Annotated in this window: 19 protein-coding genes; 12 read left to right on the top strand and 7 right to left on the bottom strand. The window is 58.1% G+C overall.

The annotated features are described in order from the left end of the window. Positions 1–61 precede the first annotated feature (61 nt). Both ACWHWP_RS03560 and ACWHWP_RS03565 read left to right on the top strand, forming a co-directional pair. On the top strand, positions 62–1114 hold the full coding sequence (locus tag ACWHWP_RS03560; protein WP_447855068.1) for a patatin-like phospholipase family protein: 1053 nt from the start codon (positions 62–64) through the stop codon (positions 1112–1114). Further along, entirely contained in the window at positions 1111–1893 is a 783-nt protein-coding gene (locus ACWHWP_RS03565) for a TatD family hydrolase (RefSeq protein ID WP_447855069.1), read from the top strand. Before ACWHWP_RS03560 ends, ACWHWP_RS03565 begins: the two co-directional genes overlap by 4 nt. On the opposite strand, the gene ACWHWP_RS03570 is transcribed toward ACWHWP_RS03565, so the two are convergent. Together ACWHWP_RS03570 and ACWHWP_RS03575 are read right to left on the bottom strand one after the other, a co-directional pair. Then, positions 1888–2748 carry a YjjW family glycine radical enzyme activase gene (locus tag ACWHWP_RS03570; RefSeq protein WP_447855070.1) on the bottom strand — a complete coding sequence of 287 codons (861 nt, stop codon included), beginning with the start codon at positions 2746–2748 and terminating at the stop codon, positions 1888–1890. The genes ACWHWP_RS03565 and ACWHWP_RS03570 overlap by 6 nt on opposite strands. Further along, entirely contained in the window at positions 2723–4270 is a 1548-nt protein-coding gene (locus ACWHWP_RS03575; RefSeq protein WP_447855071.1) for a YjjI family glycine radical enzyme, read from the bottom strand. Before ACWHWP_RS03575 ends, ACWHWP_RS03570 begins: the two co-directional genes overlap by 26 nt. 262 nt (positions 4271–4532) lie before the next feature. Here ACWHWP_RS03575 and deoC point away from each other — a divergent pair, with 262 nt between their 5' ends. From deoC to deoD, 4 genes are all read left to right on the top strand, one after another. Further along, complete coding sequence (gene deoC, locus ACWHWP_RS03580) at positions 4533–5312, top strand: deoxyribose-phosphate aldolase (RefSeq protein ID WP_003856543.1); 780 nt, start codon at positions 4533–4535, stop codon at positions 5310–5312. Positions 5313–5421: 109 nt separating this feature from the next. Next, on the top strand, positions 5422–6744 hold the full coding sequence (gene deoA, locus ACWHWP_RS03585; protein WP_059312624.1) for a thymidine phosphorylase: 1323 nt from the start codon (positions 5422–5424) through the stop codon (positions 6742–6744). A gap of 52 nt (positions 6745–6796) precedes the next feature. Next, positions 6797–8020, top strand: a complete 1224-nt coding sequence (gene deoB, locus ACWHWP_RS03590) for a phosphopentomutase (protein WP_447855072.1) — start codon at positions 6797–6799, stop codon at positions 8018–8020. 104 nt (positions 8021–8124) lie between these two features. Beyond that, positions 8125–8847, top strand: a complete 723-nt coding sequence (gene deoD / locus ACWHWP_RS03595; protein WP_010427122.1) for a purine-nucleoside phosphorylase — start codon at positions 8125–8127, stop codon at positions 8845–8847. A gap of 84 nt (positions 8848–8931) precedes the next feature. Here the strand turns inward: deoD and lplA are convergent, their stop codons facing one another. Continuing rightward, positions 8932–9948, bottom strand: a complete 1017-nt coding sequence (gene lplA / locus ACWHWP_RS03600) for a lipoate--protein ligase LplA (RefSeq protein ID WP_447855073.1) — start codon at positions 9946–9948, stop codon at positions 8932–8934. Positions 9949–9987: 39 nt separating this feature from the next. Then, positions 9988–10632, bottom strand: coding sequence for a YtjB family periplasmic protein (locus ACWHWP_RS03605; RefSeq protein ID WP_447855075.1), 645 nt, complete (start codon positions 10630–10632; stop codon positions 9988–9990). 117 nt (positions 10633–10749) lie between these two features. On the opposite strand from ACWHWP_RS03605, the gene serB reads away from it, so the two are divergent. The 3 genes from serB (at position 10750) to nadR (ending at position 14446) form a co-directional block, all read left to right on the top strand. Continuing rightward, positions 10750–11718 (top strand): phosphoserine phosphatase, encoded by a 969-nt coding sequence (gene serB / locus ACWHWP_RS03610; RefSeq protein ID WP_447855076.1) that lies wholly within the window; start codon positions 10750–10752, stop codon positions 11716–11718. 74 nt (positions 11719–11792) lie between these two features. Beyond that, positions 11793–13178, top strand: coding sequence for a DNA repair protein RadA (gene radA / locus ACWHWP_RS03615; RefSeq protein ID WP_014068810.1), 1386 nt, complete (start codon positions 11793–11795; stop codon positions 13176–13178). 35 nt (positions 13179–13213) lie between these two features. Beyond that, complete coding sequence (gene nadR, locus ACWHWP_RS03620) at positions 13214–14446, top strand: multifunctional transcriptional regulator/nicotinamide-nucleotide adenylyltransferase/ribosylnicotinamide kinase NadR (RefSeq protein WP_015572616.1); 1233 nt, start codon at positions 13214–13216, stop codon at positions 14444–14446. Between the two features lie 54 nt (positions 14447–14500). Here the strand turns inward: nadR and ACWHWP_RS03625 are convergent, their stop codons facing one another. Then, the gene (locus tag ACWHWP_RS03625) at positions 14501–15502 is read right to left on the bottom strand and encodes a zinc-binding alcohol dehydrogenase family protein (RefSeq protein WP_059312620.1); all 1002 of its coding nucleotides are present in this window, start codon (positions 15500–15502) and stop codon (positions 14501–14503) included. 108 nt (positions 15503–15610) lie between these two features. On the opposite strand from ACWHWP_RS03625, the gene ACWHWP_RS03630 reads away from it, so the two are divergent. Continuing rightward, complete coding sequence (locus tag ACWHWP_RS03630) at positions 15611–16510, top strand: LysR family transcriptional regulator (protein WP_447855078.1); 900 nt, start codon at positions 15611–15613, stop codon at positions 16508–16510. Positions 16511–17032: 522 nt separating this feature from the next. Here ACWHWP_RS03630 and ettA read toward each other — a convergent pair. Next, positions 17033–18700 (bottom strand): energy-dependent translational throttle protein EttA, encoded by a 1668-nt coding sequence (gene ettA / locus ACWHWP_RS03635; protein WP_006810191.1) that lies wholly within the window; start codon positions 18698–18700, stop codon positions 17033–17035. 227 nt (positions 18701–18927) lie between these two features. Here ettA and sltY point away from each other — a divergent pair, with 227 nt between their 5' ends. Continuing rightward, the gene (gene sltY, locus ACWHWP_RS03640) at positions 18928–20865 is read left to right on the top strand and encodes a murein transglycosylase (RefSeq protein WP_447855079.1); all 1938 of its coding nucleotides are present in this window, start codon (positions 18928–18930) and stop codon (positions 20863–20865) included. Between the two features lie 55 nt (positions 20866–20920). Continuing rightward, complete coding sequence (gene trpR, locus ACWHWP_RS03645; protein WP_047346298.1) at positions 20921–21250, top strand: trp operon repressor; 330 nt, start codon at positions 20921–20923, stop codon at positions 21248–21250. 27 nt (positions 21251–21277) lie between these two features. Here the strand turns inward: trpR and yjjX are convergent, their stop codons facing one another. Continuing rightward, positions 21278–21793 carry an inosine/xanthosine triphosphatase gene (gene yjjX, locus ACWHWP_RS03650; protein WP_059312712.1) on the bottom strand — a complete coding sequence of 172 codons (516 nt, stop codon included), beginning with the start codon at positions 21791–21793 and terminating at the stop codon, positions 21278–21280. Positions 21794–21799 lie beyond the last annotated feature (6 nt).

A 21799-nucleotide genomic window follows, 5' to 3' on the forward strand; every position in this document is an offset into this window, starting at 1 on the left:
TGCGTTGCAGGCCGGGTGCGTTACTGTGGTGTCATAAAATAACCAGAACAGGAAAGCAGAGGTGGGGCAACGAATTCCCGTTACGCTCGGCAATATTGCGCCGCTGACGTTAAAACCGTTTCGCGCAGGTCAACTCGCGCTGGTGTGCGAGGGCGGCGGACAGCGCGGCATTTTCACCGCAGGCGTGCTGGATGAATTTATGCGCGCGCAGTTCAACCCGTTTAACCTTTACTTCGGTACGTCTGCCGGGGCGCAGAACCTCTCTGCCTATGTCTGCAACCAGCCCGGCTACGCGCGAAAGGTCATTATGCGCTACACCACGGCGAAAGAATTTTTCAACCCGATACGTTTTGTGCGCGGTGGCAACCTGATCGATCTCGACTGGCTGCTGGAAGCGACCTCCAGCCAGATGCCGCTGGCCATGGACTCCGCCGCACGCCTGTTTGATAGCGGTAAAGAATTCTGGATGTGCGCCAGCCGGGGCGATGATTATTCGCCGGGCTATTTTTCTCCGCAGAAGGAGAACTGGCTGGATATCATCCGCGCCTCCAGCGCGATCCCCGGTTTCTATCGTACCGGTGCGCTGCTGGACGGCATTAGCTATCTTGACGGGGGCATCAGTGACGCGGTGCCGGTACAGGAGGCCGCCCGACGCGGGGCGAAAACCATCGTGGTGATCCGAACCGTACCGTCGCAAATGTATTACACGCCGCAGTGGTTCAAACGCATGGAGCGCTGGCTGGGCGACAGCAGCCTGCAGCCGCTGGTGAACATCGCGAAGCAGCATGAAACCACCTACGGCGCGATGCAGCGCTTCATTGAAAAACCGCCTGGAAAACTGCGTATCTTCGAAATTTATCCTCCGAAGCCGCTGCTGAGCATGGCGCTCGGCAGCCGTATTCCTGCGCTGCGCATGGATTACAAGACGGGACGACTGTGCGGACGTTACTTCCTGGCGACGGTGGGGAAAATGCTGGCTGAACAGCCGCCTCTGCATCGGCATAAACGCATTATCACCCCGCCAGCGATTGTCGCCAACGACCCGCTGACAATGCCGCTGGTGGATATTCCCCAGGCGAACGATGTTCCACTGGATAACGAGGATCTGGCGTGACGCACCGCTTTGTCGATACCCATTGTCACTTTGATTTTCCCCCCTTCACCGGCGACGAGGTGCCGAGCATCGATCGCGCCGCACGGGCGGGCGTCGACGCGATTATTGTGCCCGCGATTGAAGCGGCGTATTTCGAACGCGTGCTCGATCTCGCCCGCCGTCACGACGCGTTGTATGCCGCACTGGGTTTGCATCCTATCGTCATCGAACATCATCTGGAGGAACATCTCGACAGGCTGGACGTTGTTTTGCAGACGGCGGAGAATAAACTGGTTGCCATCGGTGAGATCGGCCTCGATCTTTATCGCGAGAACCCGCAGTTCGAGCGCCAGCAGACGATCCTCGACGCGCAGCTCAGGCTGGCGAAGCGTCACGATCTGCCAGTGATCCTCCATTCGAGACGCACGCACGATAAGCTGGCGATGCACCTGAAACGCATCGATCTGCCGCGCAGGGGCGTCGTACACGGTTTCTCCGGCAGCCTGCAGCAGGCGCAGCGTTTTATCGAGCTGGGCTATCACATTGGCGTCGGCGGTACTATTACCTATCCGCGCGCCAGTAAAACCCGTGACGTGATGGCACGGCTGCCGCTATCAGCGCTGCTGCTGGAAACGGATGCGCCCGATATGCCGCTGAATGGTTTTCAGGGGCAGCCTAATCGTCCTGAACAGGCTGCACGTGTGTTTACTGCGCTGTGTGAACTGCGTCCGGAGCCAGCGGCGGTGATTGCCCATGCGCTGCTTGAGAACACGCGTACGCTATTTGGCATCACGCTATAGATAGAGCGACGGGCGGATCACGGCGATCCGCTTTTCTTCCAGCGCCACAGCCAGCGGTTCCACGTCGTCCGGCGTCGCGCTACGCCATGAGGCCGCCTCACCATAAACGCCGTGCGCGTGAAATGCGTTGATTCGCACAGGAATGTTTCCAAGCCCGTGAATAAATGTCGTCAGCGGTTTGAGATGTTCCAGATAATCACATTGCTCTGGGATGACCAATAAGCGGAGTTCCGTCAAACAGTGGCGATCTGCCAGCCAGCGGATGCTCTGCTTGATCTGCGTGTTTTCGCGTCCGGTCAGGAAGCGGTGATGCTCATTCCCCCACGCTTTCAGATCCAGCATCGCGCCATCCAGTACCGGCAGCAGCTTTTGCCAGCCGGTTTCGCTTAACAGACCGTTGCTGTCGACCAGGCAGGTCAGATGACGCAGGGCGGGATCCGCTTTGATCGCGCTGAACAGGGCGATCAAAAACGGCAGCTGGGTCGTGGCTTCACCGCCGCTCACGGTGATGCCTTCAATAAAGGGTGCGGCCTTGCGGATCTGCGAAAGGATCTCCTCCACGCTCAGGCGGTGTGCCATGGGCGTTGCCTGCTGCTGGCACAGGTGCAGACAGGTATCGCACTGCTGACAATGGCTCTCCTGCCACCAGACGCGCCCGGCCTGAAGGGTCAGCGCGTCGTGCGGGCAGCGGGGGACGCAGTCTCCGCAGTCGTTGCAGCGGCCGATAGTCCACGGGTTGTGGCAGGTTTTGCAGCGCAGGTTGCAGCCCTGCAGGAACAGGGCCAGGCGGCTGCCCGGCCCGTCCACGCAGGAAAAAGGAATGACCTGACTAACTAAAGCGCATCTGCTGTTCATGGCTTATCACGCGCGGCTGACGTTCCAGGATACGGGTATTGCGTGCGGCCTCTTCACCCAGCCACGTGGTGTTGGTTCTCGAACCCGCTTCCCGGTATTTCTCCAGATCCGATAATCGCACCATATAGCCGGTCACGCGGACCAGATCGTTACCCGCTATGTTAGCCGTAAATTCCCGCATACCCGCTCTGAAGGCGCCGAGGCACAGCTGAACCACCGCCTGCGGGTTGCGTTTTACCGTCTCATCCAGCGTCAATATGTCGCTTATTCCTGAAGAGTAGTGTTTGTGGTGAGGAGCCACGGCCAGCAGGTGGCTTATCGGATCCGGCTCGTCGCCGTAGGGCAGACGCGCGCCCGGCGTGGTGCCCGAATCAGAGCTGATCCCCGACTGCGCGTGCAGCATCGCGCGCTGCTTCCAGCCGTGCTTCACCGGTGTGTTTTCAACAAATGCCGCAAGCTGCTCGCTGATGCGATACCCCAGCGCGTTGGCCTGCTCATCTTTGCCGTAACGCCCTGCAATGCCTGCTTTTTCACAGAGCGTATTGACCGCTTCCGCCAGGCCGTACAGGCCAAACATCGGCACGAACCGATCGGCATCAATCAGCCCCTCTTTCACCAGGAAGCTATTCTCAAAGAAGCCGGACTGTTGATACAGAAAATCGCAGCGGGCATCGATGATGGCAAGTTGCTGCTGGCAGTAGTGCGGAAGCGTGCGGGTGAAGAAGTCGTCGATGGAGACGCTGCGTTCGGCAATGGCTTTGAGGTTAAGGCGCACCAGGGTGCTGCCACCGCCTGCCAGCGGCAGGGAGTTGTAACAGCTCACCACGCCATAACGTCCTTTTGTGAAAATTTTATCATTCACAGGACCATTAGAAATATGCGGTTTGCTGCATTCACAAATGTTTTTGGCCACCTCAAGCAGCAAATCTTCCGGCGTGATTTCGGGGTCGTAAATAAACGTCAGATTCGGTGCGACCTGCTTCAGGTCTACATCTGCACGCAGTATCGCCCGCGTGATGGGCGTATCTTCCGGCCCAATGTTGGCGTGCATAAAGGCATCCGGCAGCGTACGGTCGAGATAGCGCCAGAAACGTTTTATTCGGCTATCGATTTCTTCTTGTGTTAGAATTCTAACATACGGTTGCAGTAGCGCATCGAGATGGCCGAGATAGACCGGCATCGATGTGACGGACGGAACATGATGGTAGAGGATGGTTAACAGCGAGAGGGCGTCATCCAGATCTTTTGCGCCTTCCAGTTCCAGCCACTCTGAACCGTTAGCCAGGAATTTTTCATAATCCGGCAGAACGTAACGAGGCTTGTAGGGCGCATGGCCTTCGAACATGTCGCAGATAAAACCCTCGTCCAGCGCGGCGCGTGCCGCCTGCGGCAGGGCGGGATAGGGCAGATCGTTTTCCGCTTCCAGCGCCAGAAAATGACGTTTTTGCTCAGGCGTTAACACCGGGCTTGTCACAATGTGCTGGCAACGTTGTTGCAGGGCGTCGAGGCTGGCGTGGGGCATGTTCGCTTCCTTTAGTATTCTGCGGATGATGAACAGATTGTAGAAAGCCAGCCTGTTGGGGCTTTTGATCCGACAGGGGGTATCGCTGCTTTAGTCAGCAGTTAGCGCGATAAAGTTTGAAGAAGATCGCATTACAGTAATGCAAATTTGTACGCAGTTTTCATTAACTGTGATGAATGTCGAAGTGTGGATGCGGGTGGATGTTAGAATACTCACAGACCCGCAAGGTAAAATTTATACGGCACTGCCGTTGGAGAATGTTATGACCGATTTAACTGCAAGCAGCCTGCGCGCGTTGAAACTGATGGACCTGACCACCCTGAACGATGACGACACCAATGAAAAAGTCATCGCCCTGTGCCATCAGGCGAAAACGCCCGTCGGTAACACCGCCGCCGTCTGTATCTACCCGCGCTTTATCCCGATTGCCCGCAAGACGCTGAAAGAGCAGGGCACCCCGGACGTGCGCATTGCAACCGTGACTAACTTCCCGCACGGCAATGACGATATCGAGATTGCGCTGGCAGAAACCCGCGCGGCGATTGCTTACGGTGCAGACGAAGTGGACGTGGTGTTCCCGTACCGCGCGCTGATCGCGGGCAACGAGCAGGTCGGTTTTGACCTGGTGAAAGCCTGTAAAGACGCCTGCGCGGCGGCAAACGTGCTGCTCAAAGTGATCATCGAAACCGGCGAGCTGAAAGAAGAGGCGCTGATTCGTAAAGCCTCTGAAATCTCCATCAAAGCCGGTGCCGATTTCATCAAAACCTCAACCGGTAAAGTGCCGGTGAACGCGACCCCGGAAAGCGCGCGCATCATGATGGAAGTGATCCGCGATATGGGCGTGTCCAAAACCGTGGGCTTCAAACCGGCTGGCGGCGTGCGTACCGCTGAAGACGCGCAGCAGTTCCTGGCGATTGCCGACGAGCTGTTTGGTGCCGACTGGGCCGATTCCCGTCACTACCGCTTCGGCGCGTCAAGCCTGCTGGCCAGCCTGCTGAAAGCGCTGGGTCACGGCGACGGTAAGAGCGCAAGCAGCTACTGATTGCCAGACAATGCCGGATGACGCTTCGCTTATCCGGCCTACAGGATCGTAGGGCGGGTAAGCGTAGCGCCACCCGCCACAACTCCCCCGATTCCGCATGGAGGTTACCGTGTTTCTCGCACAAGAAATTATTCGTAAAAAACGTGATGGTCATGCATTAAGCGACGAAGAGATCCGCTTCTTTATCAACGGCATTCGTGATAACACCGTCTCAGAAGGGCAGATTGCGGCTCTGGCGATGACCATCTTCTTCCACGATATGTCGATGCCTGAGCGTGTCTCGCTGACCATGGCAATGCGAGATTCAGGAACCGTTCTGGACTGGAAGAGCCTCAACCTTAACGGCCCGATTGTCGATAAACACTCCACCGGCGGCGTGGGCGACGTAACCTCCCTGATGCTCGGCCCCATGGTGGCAGCCTGCGGCGGTTACATCCCGATGATCTCCGGGCGCGGCCTGGGCCACACCGGCGGCACGCTCGACAAGCTGGAAGCCATTCCGGGCTTCGATATCTTCCCGGATGACAACCGCTTCCGCGACATTATTAAAGACGTTGGCGTGGCGATTATCGGCCAGACCAGCTCTCTTGCTCCGGCAGACAAGCGTTTCTACGCGACCCGCGATATCACCGCAACCGTTGACTCCATCCCGCTGATCACCGCCTCTATCCTGGCGAAGAAGCTGGCAGAAGGGCTGGACGCGCTGGTGATGGACGTGAAGGTGGGCAGCGGCGCATTTATGCCAACCTATGAACTCTCTGAAGCGCTGGCCGAAGCGATCGTTGGCGTCTCCAACGGCGCAGGCGTGCGCACCACCGCGCTGCTGACCGACATGAACCAGGTGCTGGCCTCCAGCGCCGGTAACGCGGTCGAAGTGCGTGAAGCCGTGCAGTTCCTGACGGGTGAATACCGTAACCCGCGCCTGTTCGACGTCACCATGGCGCTGTGCGTAGAGATGCTGATTTCCGGCAAGCTGGCGAAAGACGATGCTGACGCGCGTGCGAAGCTGCAGGCGGTGCTGGACAACGGCAAAGCGGCGGAGATCTTCGGCCGCATGGTCGCGGCGCAGAAAGGCCCGACCGACTTCGTGGAAAACTACGCGAAATACCTGCCAACAGCGATGCTCAGCAAAGCCGTTTATGCGGACACTGAAGGTTTTGTCTCCGCCATGGACACCCGCGCGCTGGGTATGGCGGTGGTCTCGATGGGCGGCGGCCGTCGTCAGGCATCAGACACCATTGATTACAGCGTCGGCTTCACCGATATGGCCCGCCTGGGCGACAGCGTTGACGGCCAACGTCCGCTGGCGGTGATCCACGCCAAAGACGAAGCCAGCTGGCAGGAAGCGGCGAAAGCGGTGAAGGCGGCCATTGCGCTTGATGATAAAGCGCCAGAAACCACACCGACCGTCTATCGCCGTATCACCGAATAGCGGTATACTGATCTGATCAATCATTTTTAAGCACTACGTACGGAGAACAATTATGAAACGTGCATTTATTATGGTGCTGGACTCATTCGGCATCGGCGCAACCGAAGATGCAGAACGTTTTGGTGACGTGGGTTCCGATACCATGGGTCACATCGCGGAAGCCTGTGCGAAAGGCGAAGCGGACAACGGTCGTAAAGGCCCTCTGACTCTACCTAACCTGACCCGCCTCGGTCTGGTGAAAGCACATGAAGGTTCTACCGGTAAAATCGCAGCCGGTATGGACGGCAACGCGGAAGTGGTGGGCGCCTACGGCTGGGCTCACGAACTCTCTTCCGGTAAAGATACCCCGTCTGGACACTGGGAAATCGCCGGTGTGCCGGTACTGTTTGACTGGGGATATTTCTCCGATCACGAGAATAGCTTCCCGCAGGAGCTGCTGGACAAGCTGGTTAAGCGTGCCAACCTGCCGGGCTACCTCGGTAACTGCCACTCTTCCGGTACCGTGATTCTGGATGAGCTTGGCGAAGAGCATATGAAAAGCGGTAAGCCGATTTTCTACACCTCTGCTGACTCCGTGTTCCAGATTGCCTGCCACGAAGAGACCTACGGCCTGGATAAACTCTACGAGCTGTGCGAAATCGCCCGTGAAGAGCTGACCGAAGGCGGCTATAACATTGGACGCGTGATCGCACGTCCGTTTATCGGTGACAAAGCGGGTAATTTCCAGCGTACCGGTAACCGTCACGACCTGGCCGTTGAGCCACCGGCACCCACCGTGCTGCAGAAGCTGGTCGAAGAGAAAGACGGTCACGTGGTGTCCGTGGGTAAAATTGCGGATATCTACGCTAACTGCGGCATCACCAAAAAAGTGAAAGCCACCGGTCTGGATGCGCTGTTCGATGCCACCATCAAAGAGATGAAAGAAGCGGGCGACAAGACCATTGTCTTCACCAACTTCGTGGACTTCGACTCCTCGTGGGGCCACCGTCGCGACGTCGCGGGCTATGCTGCCGGTCTGGAGCTGTTTGACCGCCGTCTGCCGGAGCTGATGGAGCTGGTGGGTGAAGATGACATTCTGATCCTGACTGCGGACCACGGCTGCGACCCAACCTGGACCGGCACCGACCACACCCGTGAGCACATTCCGGTGCTGGTGTACGGCCCGAAAGTGAAGCCGGGCTCGCTGGGTCACCGTGAAACCTTCGCGGACATCGGCCAGACTATCGCGAAATACTTTGGTACGTCTGACATGGAATATGGCAAGGCTATGTTCTGAGGTCATTGCCGGGTGGCGGCTGCGCCTTACCCGGCCTACAAAACCGTAGGCCCGGTAAGCGAAGCGCCACCGGGCAAAAAAATTCAAATGAAAAGGAACTGAAGATGGCAACTCCTCACATTAATGCAGAAATGGGTGATTTCGCTGACGTCGTATTGATGCCGGGCGACCCGCTGCGCGCGAAGCACATTGCAGAAACCTTCCTGGAAGACGTGCGTGAAGTGAACAACGTTCGCGGCATGCTGGGCTTCACCGGTACCTATAAAGGCCGCAAAATCTCCGTAATGGGCCACGGTATGGGTATCCCATCCTGCTCTATCTACACCAAAGAGCTGATCACCGATTTCGGCGTGAAGAAAATCATCCGCGTTGGCTCCTGCGGCGCGGTGCGCATGGACGTTAAGCTGCGCGACATCGTTATCGGTATGGGTGCCTGCACCGATTCCAAAGTTAACCGTATGCGTTTCAAAGACCATGACTTCGCTGCCATTGCAGACTTCGGCATGGTGCGTGACGCGGTTGACGCGGCGAAAGCGCTGGGCGTTGAGGCTCGCGTGGGTAACATCTTCTCTGCTGACCTGTTCTATGCACCGGACGGCGGCGAGATGTTCGACGTGATGGAGAAATACGGCATTCTGGGCGTGGAAATGGAAGCGGCGGGTATCTACGGCGTAGCGGCTGAGTTTGGTGCGAAAGCGCTGACCATCTGCACCGTGTCTGACCACATCCGTACTCACGAGCAGACTACCGCTGCCGAGCGTCAGACCACCTTCAACGACATGATCAAAATCGCGCTGGAATCCGTTCTGCTGGGCGATAAAGAGTAAGAGCTGTTGTGCCGGGTGGCGGCTTCGCCTGACCCGGCCTACGGTTTTGTAGGCCCGCTAAGCGTAGCGCCAGCGGGCTTTTTACTAGCGCACGGCCTGTGCAATCCAAGCTGACAGTTCCCGCAGCTCATTTTCCTGCGCCGGGAAATCCCCAATCAACGCGTCACATTCCTGCTGCAGCATATCCGCCCGGTACAAACAGCCCTGCAAGCGTGCCGCAAGTGCTTCCAGCGGCGCCGGATTCAGACTGTCCGTAAACACCTGCGTGCGGGTGATATGACCTTTCTCGACGTCAAAATGCAGCTCCACGCCGCCCCAGGTAAAACGCTCATCCAGCAGATGGGAAAATGCAGGTGCCTGACCGAAGTTCCACTCCCAGCTGCTCTGGCGGGCGAAGGTTTCCGCGAAGTTTGGCAGGTCCGGGGTTTTGTCCGGTGAAATCACTTCTGCTTCCACGCGCTCGCCGTAATGCGCAAAGAACGCCTCGCGCACGGCCTCACAGATTTGCTCGTGTGTAACGCCCGGCAGCAGTTCGACCAGATTTGCCACGCGGCCGCGCACGGAGGTAATCCCTTTGGCCTGGAGTTTTTTCTTGTCGGGATTCAGGTAGTTCGCCAGGCGGCTGAGATCGGCGTTAAGAAGCAGAGTGCCATGGTGGAACCCGCGATCCATCGTTTCGCGGTAGGCAGAGCCGGACACTTTGCGATCTCCGTCGGGCGTTTTGACCACCAGATCGTTACGCCCGGAGGCTTCCGCCGTCACGCTGAGCGAGTTGAGCGCGTTGAGGACGATGGACGTTGAGATGGTTTTGTCGTACTCCGGTTTACCCGCCATAAAGGTAAAGCAGGTATTGCCCAGATCGTGAAACACCGCGCCGCCGCCGCTGCTGCGGCGTGCGAGGCGAACGTTGTCCTCTTCCATACGCCGCGTATTGCACTCTTTCCACGGATTTTGCGCGCGGCCGATGACCACCGTATCGGCGTTACGCCAGAGAAACAGGACGCGCTGGGTGGCGGGCATCTGGCGGAAGATGCACTCTTCTACCGCGAGATTAAACCAGGGATCGTAAGAGTCAGAGATAAGCAGGCGTAACGTCGTCATGGCAGAGTTCCTTTTCCGAATCGTTCGCCTACTTTATCACTATTCTTTCTTCTCGCTCTCTTCGTCTTCAGGGACGGATTTGCTGGCGGTCAGCAGGAACGGGGATTGCTGCCAGCGCGAGCGTTTGCCCCGAAGCAGGGTACGCGCCAGAACAACGCCAATGGCGAGTGAAAGCAGCAGCATCAGGCGCAGAATGTTGGTGGTATTATCGACCTGTTTGGCTTCGGTTGGCAGGGTGTGAGTATCAAGGGTCAGGCGCAAATACCCGAGCGGCCCATTTTTGCCCTGAATAGGTTCGACGATCTGCTGGTTAAAATAGCCCCCGGCTTTTTTACCGTCCAGCGCCAGCCTGTCGCGCACGTCGACGTGTTCGCCCGCGCGGGAGATCAGGTCGCCTTGCTCATCATAGACGCCGGCATCAAGGATGCGGCTGTTCTCCGTGAGCAGGCGTAAAACCTGGCCTATGCGCTTCTCGTCCGGCGTTTCGGTACGCATGGACGGTGCGATGTTGAGCGTCACCTGGCGTGCCAGCGTGCGGGCCAGCTCTTCAAACTGCGGGTTGCGTTGCCGTTGATGGTTCTGGCTAAACCAGGATGCCCCTTGCATCAGCACCACTAACAGTGCGAGACAGGAGAGGACAATCACGGCGCGATGGAGCCGGAATTTCAGTTTTGCGCGAGCCATATTCCACCTGCTGAAAATTTACGGCTTAATGTTGCCAGAAGTGATGGTTACAGGGTAGCCTCATGCGTTATTTTCCCTCTGCAACCTTCCGGCGCGAACGAAATTACAGGAGCTTTAATGCCGAACATTACCTGGTGTGACCTGCCAACGGATGTCTCTTTATGGCCAGGATTGCCGCTCTCTTTAAGTGGCGATGAGGTGATGCCTCTGGATTACCACGCCGGTCGTAGCGGCTGGCTCCTCTACGGACGCGGTCTGGATAAGCAACGTCTGACCCAGTATCAAAGCAAGCTGGGCGCCGCGATGGTTATCGTCGCCGCCTGGTGCGTGGAAGACTACCAGGTCATTCGCCTGGCCGGTTCCCTGACGCAGCGCGCAACGCGTCTGGCGCATGACGCCGGGCTGGACGTCGCGCCGCTGGGGAAAATTCCGCACCTGAAAACGCCAGGCCTGCTGGTTATGGACATGGACTCTACGGCGATCCAGATCGAATGTATCGACGAGATTGCGAAACTTGCGGGCAGCGGCGAGCTGGTGGCGGAAGTCACCGAGCGTGCGATGCGCGGCGAGCTGGACTTCACCGCCAGCCTGAGACAGCGCGTGGCGACCCTGAAAGGGGCCGATGCCAACATCCTGCGTCAGGTGCGCGACGTGCTGCCGCTGATGCCAGGGCTGACGCAGCTGGTGCTGAAGCTGCAGTCGCTGGGCTGGAAAGTGGCGATTGCCTCCGGTGGCTTTACCTTCTTCGCGGATTACCTGCGGGAAAAACTGCATCTGACCACCGTGGTGGCCAATGAGCTGGAGATCATGGACGGCAAGCTGACCGGCCAGGTGATCGGCGATATTGTGGATGCCCAGTACAAAGCCAGCACCCTGACCCGTCTTGCGGAAAAATATGAAATTCCGGTGGTCCAGACCGTCGCCATCGGGGACGGGGCGAACGACCTGCCGATGATCAAAGCGGCCGGGCTTGGCATTGCCTACCATGCCAAGCCAAAAGTGAATGAAAAGACGGAGGTCACTATCCGTCACGCTGACCTGATGGGGGTGTTCTGCATTCTCTCCGGCAGCCTTAATCAGAAATAACGGTCTGCTTTGTAGGCCGGGTAAGCGTAAGCGCCACCCGGCACGCAGGCCGCACAGAAATAACGAGGTAAACCGTGGCGAAAGCTCCAAAACGCGCATTTGTCTGTAATGAATGTGGTGCGGATTATCCGCGCTGGCAGGGGCAATGCAGCGCCTGTCATGCCTGGAACACCATCACCGAAGTGCGTGGTGTGGCGGCTTCGCCGAGCGTGGCCCGCAACGAGCGCCTGAGCGGCTATGCTGGTAACGCGGGCGTGGCGAAGGTACAAAAGCTCTCGGACATCAGCCTCGAAGAGCTGCCGCGCTTCTCCACCGGGTTCAAAGAGTTTGACCGCGTGCTCGGCGGTGGCGTGGTGCCGGGCAGCGCCATCCTGATTGGCGGTAATCCGGGCGCGGGTAAATCGACCCTGCTGCTGCAAACGCTCTGCAAGCTCGCCGAACAGATGAAAACCCTGTACGTCACGGGCGAAGAGTCTCTGCAGCAGGTGGCGATGCGTGCGCACCGCCTCGGTCTGCCGACCGGCAACCTGAACATGCTCTCCGAAACCAGCATCGAGCAAATCTGCATGATCGCTGAAGAAGAGCAACCGAAGCTGATGGTGATCGACTCCATCCAGGTGATGCATATGGCGGACATTCAGTCCTCGCCGGGCAGCGTGGCGCAGGTGCGTGAAACCGCGGCCTACCTGACGCGCTTTGCCAAAACGCGCGGCGTAGCGATCGTGATGGTCGGCCACGTCACCAAAGACGGCTCGCTGGCGGGACCGAAAGTGCTCGAACACTGTATCGACTGCTCCGTGATGCTCGACGGCGACGCGGATTCCCGCTTCCGTACCCTGCGCAGCCATAAAAACCGCTTTGGGGCGGTGAACGAACTGGGCGTGTTTGCCATGACCGAGCAGGGGCTGCGCGAAGTCAGCAACCCGTCGGCCATCTTCCTGAGCCGTGGTGATGAGATCACCTCCGGCAGCTCGGTGATGGTGCTGTGGGAAGGGACGCGCCCGCTGCTCGTTGAAATTCAGGCGCTGGTGGACGTGTCGATGATGGGCAACCCGCGGCGCGTGGCGGTCGGTCTGGAACAGAACCGTCTGGCGATCCTGCTGGCGGTGCTGCACCGTCACGGCGGGCTGCAGATGGCGGATCAGGACGTCTTCGTTAACGTGGTCGGCGGCGTCAAAGTCACCGAGACCAGCGCTGACCTGGCGCTGCTGCTGGCGATGGTCTCCAGCTTGCGCGACCGGCCGCTGCCGCAGGATCTGGTCGTGTTTGGTGAAGTGGGGCTTGCCGGGGAAATCCGTCCGGTACCCAGCGGGCAGGAGCGTATCTCCGAGGCGGCAAAACACGGTTTCCGTCGGGCTATCGTTCCGGCCGCTAACGTGCCGAAAAAAATCCCGGAAGGGATGCAGGTATTTGGCGTGAAAAAACTCGCAGATGCGTTAAATGTCTTTGACGACTTATAATTACGTATTCGATTTTGCAGGAGGCACCGTAATTTATGTCATCATTTGACTACATTAAAACCGCAATCCGTCAGAAAGGCTGTACGCTACAGCAGGTGGCGGACGCCAGCGGTATGACCAAAGGCTACCTGAGCCAGCTGCTGAACGCCAAAATCAAAAGCCCCAGCGCGCAGAAGCTCGAAGCGCTGCACCGCTTTCTGGGGCTGGAATTCCCGCGTATGCAAAAGAACATCGGCGTGGTGTTCGGCAAGTTTTACCCGCTGCATACCGGGCATATCTATCTGATACAGCGCGCCTGTAGCCAGGTGGATGAACTGCACATCATCATGGGGTACGACGAAACCCGCGATCGCCAGCTGTTTGAGGACAGCGCCATGTCGCAGCAGCCAACCGTGCCTGACCGTCTGCGCTGGCTGCTCCAGACCTTTAAGTATCAGAAAAATATTCGCATTCATGCCTTCAATGAAGAGGGCATGGAGCCCTATCCGCACGGCTGGGACGTGTGGAGCAACGGCATCAAAGCGTTTATGGAAGAGAAGGGCATTGCGCCGAACTGGATCTACACCTCTGAAGAGTCCGATGCGCCGCAGTTCCGCGAGCATCTGGGCATTGAAACCGTGCTTATCGATCCAAAGCGCACCTTTATGAACATCAGCGGGGCGCAGATCCGCGAAAACCCGTTCCGCTACTGGGATTACATTCCGACCGAAGTTAAGCCGTTCTTTGTGCGTACGGTGGCGATTCTGGGCGGCGAGTCGAGCGGCAAATCAACGCTGGTCAATAAGCTGGCGAACATCTTCAACACCACCAGCGCGTGGGAGTACGGCCGCGATTATGTCTTCTCGCACCTCGGTGGCGACGAGATGGCGCTGCAGTATTCCGACTACGACAAAATTGCGCTCGGGCACGCCCAGTACATTGATTTCGCTGTCAAATATGCCAATAAAGTGGCGTTTATCGATACCGATTTCGTGACCACGCAGGCGTTCTGTAAAAAGTACGAGGGGCGCGAGCACCCGTTCGTGCAGGCGCTGATTGACGAATACCGCTTTGACCTGGTGATCCTGCTGGAAAACAACACTCCGTGGGTGGCCGACGGCATGCGCAGCCTCGGCAGTTCCGTGGACAGGCGGGAATTTCAGACCATGCTGGTGGAGATGCTCAATGAGAATAACGTTGAGTTTGTGCACGTTGAGGAGTCGGATTACGACTCCCGTTTCCTGCGCTGCGTCGAGCTGGTGAAGGAGATGATGGGGGAGCAGGGGTAAGCGTTAACCTCCCTCTCCCTGTGGGAGAGGGCCGGGGTGAGGGCATCAGATCACTCAATACTCAACCACCACTTTCCCGCGCATATGTCCGTCCAGCACCTTACGGTGCGCCTCGGTAATGCTTTCCACGCTCAGCCCGTGCAGCGTTTCACTCAGCGAGCTTTCCACCACGCCGTTATCCACCAGCTTCGCGACCTCGTCTAAGATCTCTCCCTGACGCGCCATATCCGCGGTCTGATACATGCTGCGGGTGTACATAAACTCCCAGTGCAGGGCGGCGGATTTGGACTTTAGCTTGTCCTGGTTCAGCGGACGTTCATTTTCAACAATGGAACAGATATGCCCCTGCGGCGCAATCAGGTCGCTGACCGCATCCCAGTGCCCGTCGGTGTCGTTGAGGATGAAAATATAATCCACAAAGGTGAGTCCCTCTTTCGCCAGCTCGCCTTTCAGATCGCGGTAGTTCACCACCACGTCTGCACCGCGGTCGCGGCACCACCGGGCGGAATCTTCACGTGACGCGGTTGCGACGATCTTCACCTTGCTGTTGTGCTTCGCAAACGGGATCGCCAGCGATCCCACCCCGCCCGCACCGCCGATGATCAGCAACGTTTTGTCCGCGCCGGCATCCTGAATGTTCAGCCGTTCAAACAGACCTTCCCACGCGGTGAGCGCGGTCAAGGGCAGTGCAGCGGCAGCCGCCCAGCCGAGGCTCGCAGGTTTGTGCCCGACAATACGCGCATCGATCAGCTGATGCGTGGTGTTGCTGCCCGGGCGGGTGATGTCGCCCGCGTACCACACCTCATCCCCCGGCTTGAATCCGGTGACGCCCGTCCCAACGGCTTTGACGATCCCGCTGGCATCCCAGCCGAGCACGCGCGGCTCTTTCAGCCCGTTTTTGGCAATACCCGCGTGGACTTTGGTATCGACCGGGTTAACGGAGACGGCTTTCACCTCCACCAGCAGATCGTGCTCGCCGGGCTGCGGCATCGGCGGGGTGATTTCAATGAAGGTGGAGGGATTTTCTGGGTTAACGGCAATGGCTTTAACTGACATGGTGTGCTCCTCAATGGAATGCGTTTTGTTGAGGCTAGTCTATTAAGTGGTCAGCTGCATGATAAGATGGACAATCAAGAACTCAGCGTTCGTACAGGATGAACAATCATGTTTAAACAGCTGCAGGACATGGCGCTGTTTGCGCTGGTGGCGGAGATGGGCAGTTTCACCGCAGCGGCACACAAAGCGGAACTGCCAAAATCCAGCGTGAGCCAGCGCATCAGCCAGCTTGAACAGCAGGTGGGTATTCGCCTGCTTAACCGCACCACGCGCAGGCTGAACCTGACGTTCGCGGGCGAGCACTATCTGGTCCACTGCCGGGAGATGCTGGCGGCCAGCGAGCGGGCGGAGTACGCCATTCAGCGCCTGCGCGAAAATCCGAGCGGACGGCTTCGCATCACCTGTCCGGCAGGGATCGGTGCCACGCTGCTGGCGCATATGAATGCCGAATTCCAGCTCCGCTATCCCGACGTTTCGCTCGATGTTTCCATTTCTGACGACGTGCTCGATCTGGTCGAGTCTGGCTTTGACGTGGCGCTGCGTACCGGTAAGCCGCAGGACTCCTCTCTGATTGGCCGGATGATCGGCCACTGTCCGCGCTATATGATGGCCTCACCGGCGTACCTGGCGCGTCGGGAGCCGCTGACGCATCCTCGCCAGCTGGTGGAGCACCGCTGCATTACCCACAAAGCCTGGTCCGAGTGGCTTCTGCAAAGTAAAAGTGAGGATTATCGCTATCTGCCGGATAATGCCCATCTGACGGATAACCTGGTTTACGCCCGTGAGTGCGCGATGGCCGGTGCGGGGATCACGCTGCTTCCGGCTTTTTTGCTGGAAGATAAGGTCGAGAAAGGGGCGCTGGTACAGGTGCTGCCGGAGTGGAACGTCGAAGGAAACGATCTGTGGCTGGCGTATCCAAGCCGCAAGCTGAATTCACCTGCGCTGATGAGCTATATCGAGTTTGCGATGCAGTTTGATGAGGTGAAGCGGTATTACGTGGGGCGTTGATTATGTGCGGCCTGATGCCCTCACCCTGACCCTCTCCCACGGGGAGAGGGATCCCCACAAAATATGTCTGCACTGACGACCCCCTCTCCCTTGAGGGAGAGGGCTGGGGTGAGGGGGAACATACGGCAGTGGAGGTTATTCCGTTCACTTTATGTTCCTTGCTACTCTGTAACGGCATGGCCTGTGAACGTGCCAGGGCGGCTCAATCGCCACCGCCCTGGCGACCCGGGCTCCCGGCGGTAAATCGCCGCTTCGCGGTACCCTCAGCTTATTCCTTCAGGCTATCGGGTCGGGCATGAGCCTGCATCCCTGCAGGCCACGCCCTCTCGGCGCATCCCTGCGCCTCGCCCCGGCCTTACGGAAACGCCTCGGCGATTTACAGCCGGACCAGGGCATCGCTGTAAGCCATTAATTTACCTGAAGCAACATTCATCGCGTCCGGTAAAAAATTACTGGGGATCCCTCTCCACGGGGCTGAGGGAACAAACATAAAAAACGGCAACCGAAGTTGCCGTTTTGCTGTTATTTCGCGATACGCTTGTACTTAATACGCTTCGGCTCCAGCGCGTCTGCGCCCAGAGTGCGTTTCTTGTACTCTTCGTATTCAGTGAAGTTACCTTCGAAGAACTCCACTTTACCTTCGTCCTGATAGTCCAGGATGTGGGTCGCGATACGGTCCAGGAACCAGCGGTCGTGCGAGATAACCATGGCGCAGCCCGGGAACTCCAGCAGGGCGTTTTCCAGCGCGCGCAGGGTTTCGATGTCCAGGTCGTTGGTTGGTTCATCGAGCAGCAGTACGTTACCGCCCACCTGCAGCAGCTTCGCCAGGTGCAGACGACCGCGCTCACCGCCGGACAGCTCGCCCACGCGTTTGCCCTGGTCGGTGCCTTTGAAGTTGAAGCGGCCAACATAGGCGCGGCTTGGCATCTCGGTGTTGCCGATACGCATGATATCCAGACCGCCGGAAACTTCTTCCCACACGGTTTTGCTGTTATCCATTGCGTCACGGAACTGGTCAACGGACGCCAGCTTCACGGTTTCACCCAGGGTGATAGAACCGCTGTCTGGCTGTTCCTGACCGGACATCATGCGGAACAGGGTTGATTTACCCGCGCCGTTCGGACCGATGATCCCGACGATTGCGCCTTTCGGCACGGAGAAGGTCAGGTCGTCGATCAGCAGGCGGTCGCCGTAGGACTTACGCAGGTTGGTCACTTCAACCACTTTATCCCCCAGACGTGCTCCAGGTGGAATAAACAGTTCGTTGGTTTCGTTACGTTTCTGGTATTCGGTATTGTTAAGCTCTTCAAAGCGTGCCAGACGGGCTTTGCCCTTGGACTGACGGCCTTTCGCGCCCTGACGCACCCACTCCAGCTCTTTCTCGATAGACTTACGACGCGCCGCTTCCTGAGAAGCTTCCTGCGCCAGACGCTGATCTTTCTGCTCCAGCCAGGAGGAGTAGTTGCCTTCCCACGGAATGCCTTCACCGCGGTCCAGCTCCAGGATCCAGCCCGCGACGTTGTCGAGGAAGTAACGGTCGTGGGTAATTGCCACAACGGTGCCTTCGAAGTCGTGCAGGAAGCGTTCCAGCCACGCCACGGATTCCGCATCCAGGTGGTTAGTGGGTTCGTCGAGCAGCAGCATGTCTGGTTTTTCCAGCAGCAGGCGGCACAGCGCCACGCGGCGGCGTTCACCACCGGAGAGATTGGCGATTTTCGCATCCCAGTCCGGCAGACGCAGGGCATCCGCCGCGCGCTCCAGCTGCACGTTCAGGTTGTGACCGTCGTGCGCCTGGATAATCTCTTCATACTTGCCCTGTTGTGCAGCAAGCTTGTCGAAGTCCGCATCCGGCTCGGCGTATTTGGCATACACTTCATCCAGACCTTTCAGGGCGTTAACCACTTCGGAAACGGCTTCTTCAACGGACTCACGCACGGTGTGTTCCGGGTTCAGCTGTGGTTCCTGCGGCAGGTAGCCGATTTTGATGCCAGGCTGCGGACGGGCTTCACCTTCGATGTCTGTATCGATGCCGGCCATGATGCGCAGCAGGGTGGACTTACCGGCACCGTTGAGACCCAGAACACCGATTTTTGCGCCCGGGAAGAAGCTCAGCGAGATATTTTTAAGAATATGACGTTTCGGCGGGACCACTTTGCCGACACGATGCATGGTATAAACGAATTGAGCCACGTTGGACTTCGCCTCTTTTATCGTGATGAGAAGGAATTTCAGCCTCGAAGTGTAGCCTTTTTCACGGCCTAATCCCAGCCAGGAACGTCGGGAGTGTTAAAACGCGCAAGAAAGGTAAAAAAGTGTCCATGACGTGGCGCGTTGCAGGATGCCTGGTTAGCATAAGTTGATTAGACTTTGACGTGGCAAGACGCTGCAATTGACGAAAAAACAATGAGGAAGAGCTTGTGGAAAAAGCCAAACGGGTGGTCTGGCGTCTGCTGGCTGCCAGCGTATGCGTAATGGCGGTAAGCCAGGCGGTGCATGCCGATTCACTGGATGAACAACGTAATCGCTACGCCCAAATTAAACAGGCGTGGGACAACAAGCAGATGGATACCGTGCAGGCGCTGATGCCGACGCTCAAGGATTATCCGCTGTATCCGTATCTGGAGTATCGCCAGATCACGGACGATCTCATGAACCAACCGACCGTCACCGTGAATAACTTCATTCAGGCGAACCCGACCCTGCCGCCGGCGCGGAACCTGCAGTCTCGTTTCGTTAACGAGCTGGCGCGTCGCGAAGACTGGCGCGGACTGCTGGCGTTTAGCCCTGAAAAGCCGAACGCCACCGAAGCCCAGTGTAACTATTACTATGCGAAATGGGCGACCGGGCAGCAGGAAGAGGCCTGGGCAGGGGCGAAAGAGCTCTGGCTCACCGGCAAAAGCCAGCCAAACGCCTGTGATTCCCTGTTTGGCGCATGGCGTGCTTCCGGCAAGCAGGACCCGCTGGCCTATCTTGAGCGCATCCGTCTGGCGATGAAAGCCGGCAACACGCGGCTGGTAACCACCCTGGCGGGGCAAATGCCGTCCGATTACCAGACTATCTCTACGGCGGTTATTGCCCTGGCAAACGATCCGAACAGCGTCCTGACCTTTGCCCGCACTACGGGGGCAACCGATTTTACCCGTCAGATGGCGGCGGTGGCTTTTGCCAGCGTGGCGCGTGACGATGTGGAAAACGCGCGACTGATGATCCCGCAGCTGGTGCAGGCGCAGCAGCTTAACGAGGAGCAAACCCAGGAGCTGCGCGACATTGTGGCGTGGCGACTGATGGGCACGGATGTGACCGACGAACAGGCGCGTTGGCGAGACGATGCCATTATGCGCTCGAACTCCACCTCGCTGGTGGAACGACGCGTGCGAATGGCGCTGGGCACGGGCGATCGCCGGGGGTTAAATACCTGGCTTGCGCGGTTGCCTATGGAAGCCAAAGAGAAGGACGAATGGCGCTACTGGCAGGCCGACCTGCTGATGGAGCGCGGTCGTGATGATGAAGCCAAAGATATTCTCCATTCGCTGATGCAGCAGCGAGGGTTCTACCCGATGGCGGCCGCGCAGCGCCTGGATGAGGAGTACACCTTCCGCATTGATAAAGCGCCCGCTAACGCGAACCCGGCGCTGACGCAGGGGCCAGAAATGGCACGCGTTCGCGAGCTGATGTACTGGAACATGGACAACACCGCGCGCAGCGAGTGGGCGAACCTGGTGACCAGCCGCACCACCGACGAGAAAGCCCAGCTTGCCCGCTATGCGTTTGATAATCACTGGTGGGATCTAAGCGTGCAGGCGACGATCGCCGGCAAGCTGTGGGATCATCTCGAAGAGCGTTTCCCGCTGGCTTATAAAGATCTTTTCGAGCGCTACACCAGCGGCAAAGATATCCCGCAAAGTTACGCGATGGCGATTGCCCGTCAGGAGAGCGCGTGGAACCCGAAAGTCCGTTCCCCGGTGGGTGCCAGCGGTCTAATGCAGATCATGCCGGGTACGGCGACGCACACGGTGAAGATGTTTAATATTCCTGGGTACAGCAGCCCGTCACAGCTCCTGGATCCGGATACCAACATCAACATCGGTACCAGCTATCTTCAGTACGTGTATCAGCAGTTCGGCAATAACCGCATCTTCTCTTCGGCGGCGTATAACGCGGGCCCTGGGCGCGTGCGCACCTGGCTCGGCAACAGCGCCGGGCGCATCGACGCCGTGGCGTTTGTCGAGAGCATTCCGTTCTCGGAAACGCGCGGATACGTGAAAAACGTGCTGGCGTATGATGCGTACTATCGCTACTTCATGGGGCAGAAAGATACCCTGATGAGCGATGCCGAGTGGCAGAGACGTTACTGATCGGCGTGGGTTGTGTTATGCTGTACTCGCTAATGAGTACAAGAGGCAGCATAACATGACCCAGCATTCCCCGTATTCCTCGGCAATGGCCGAACAACGTCATCAGGAGTGGCTTCGTTTTGTGGAGTTGCTTCGCCAGTCTTACGATCAGGATTTGCATTTACCCCTGATGCAGCTGATGCTCACGCCGGACGAGCGCGAGGCGCTGGGCACGCGCGTGCGGATCATTGAAGAGTTGCTGCGCGGCGAGATGAGCCAGCGCGAGCTTAAAAATGAGCTCGGCGCGGGTATCGCAACGATTACCCGCGGATCGAACAGCCTTAAGTCGGCACCGGTTGAGCTGCGCCAGTGGCTGGAAGCGGTATTGCTGAAAAACGCCGGATGACGGCTTCGCCTTCTCCGGCCTACACATTCAACGATAAATCGCGTTATGGAACGGGCTTAACGCCAGGATCACCGCCTGGTGATACACGCCTGAACGCGTCAGCGCGCCTGCGGTGAAGACGCCAATGGCCCCTTCTTTACGGCCAATCTCATCAATGCCGGTGTACTGCGACATCACCGGCCCGAGCGCTTCACCCGCGCGTACTTTCTCAAGAATAATGTCTGGTAGCGGCAGGGTAGCCGAACGCGCTTCACCGCGCTGCTCGCGACTTTCGATAACCACCCAGCTAAACGTTGCGCCTTCGTCGATACCTGCTTCAATGGCCACCCAAAAGTCAGCATCCGGTGCCGCAGCCTTCGCATTCGCCACGCGATTTCGTGCGCCAGCGCGCGTTTCCTCGCTGCCGAACGGCTGTTCAGGAACGCCACTCTCGACGCCGATGGCCTCAATATGGCAGGATCCTGCGCCGAAGATCTCTTCAAATGCCCTTAGAATTGCCTGAATTTTGGCAGGATTAGTGGTAGCAGAGACAACATGGTGCATAATTAA

It is taken from the genome of Enterobacter sp. WI-ESBL-E8 (assembly GCF_053364895.1).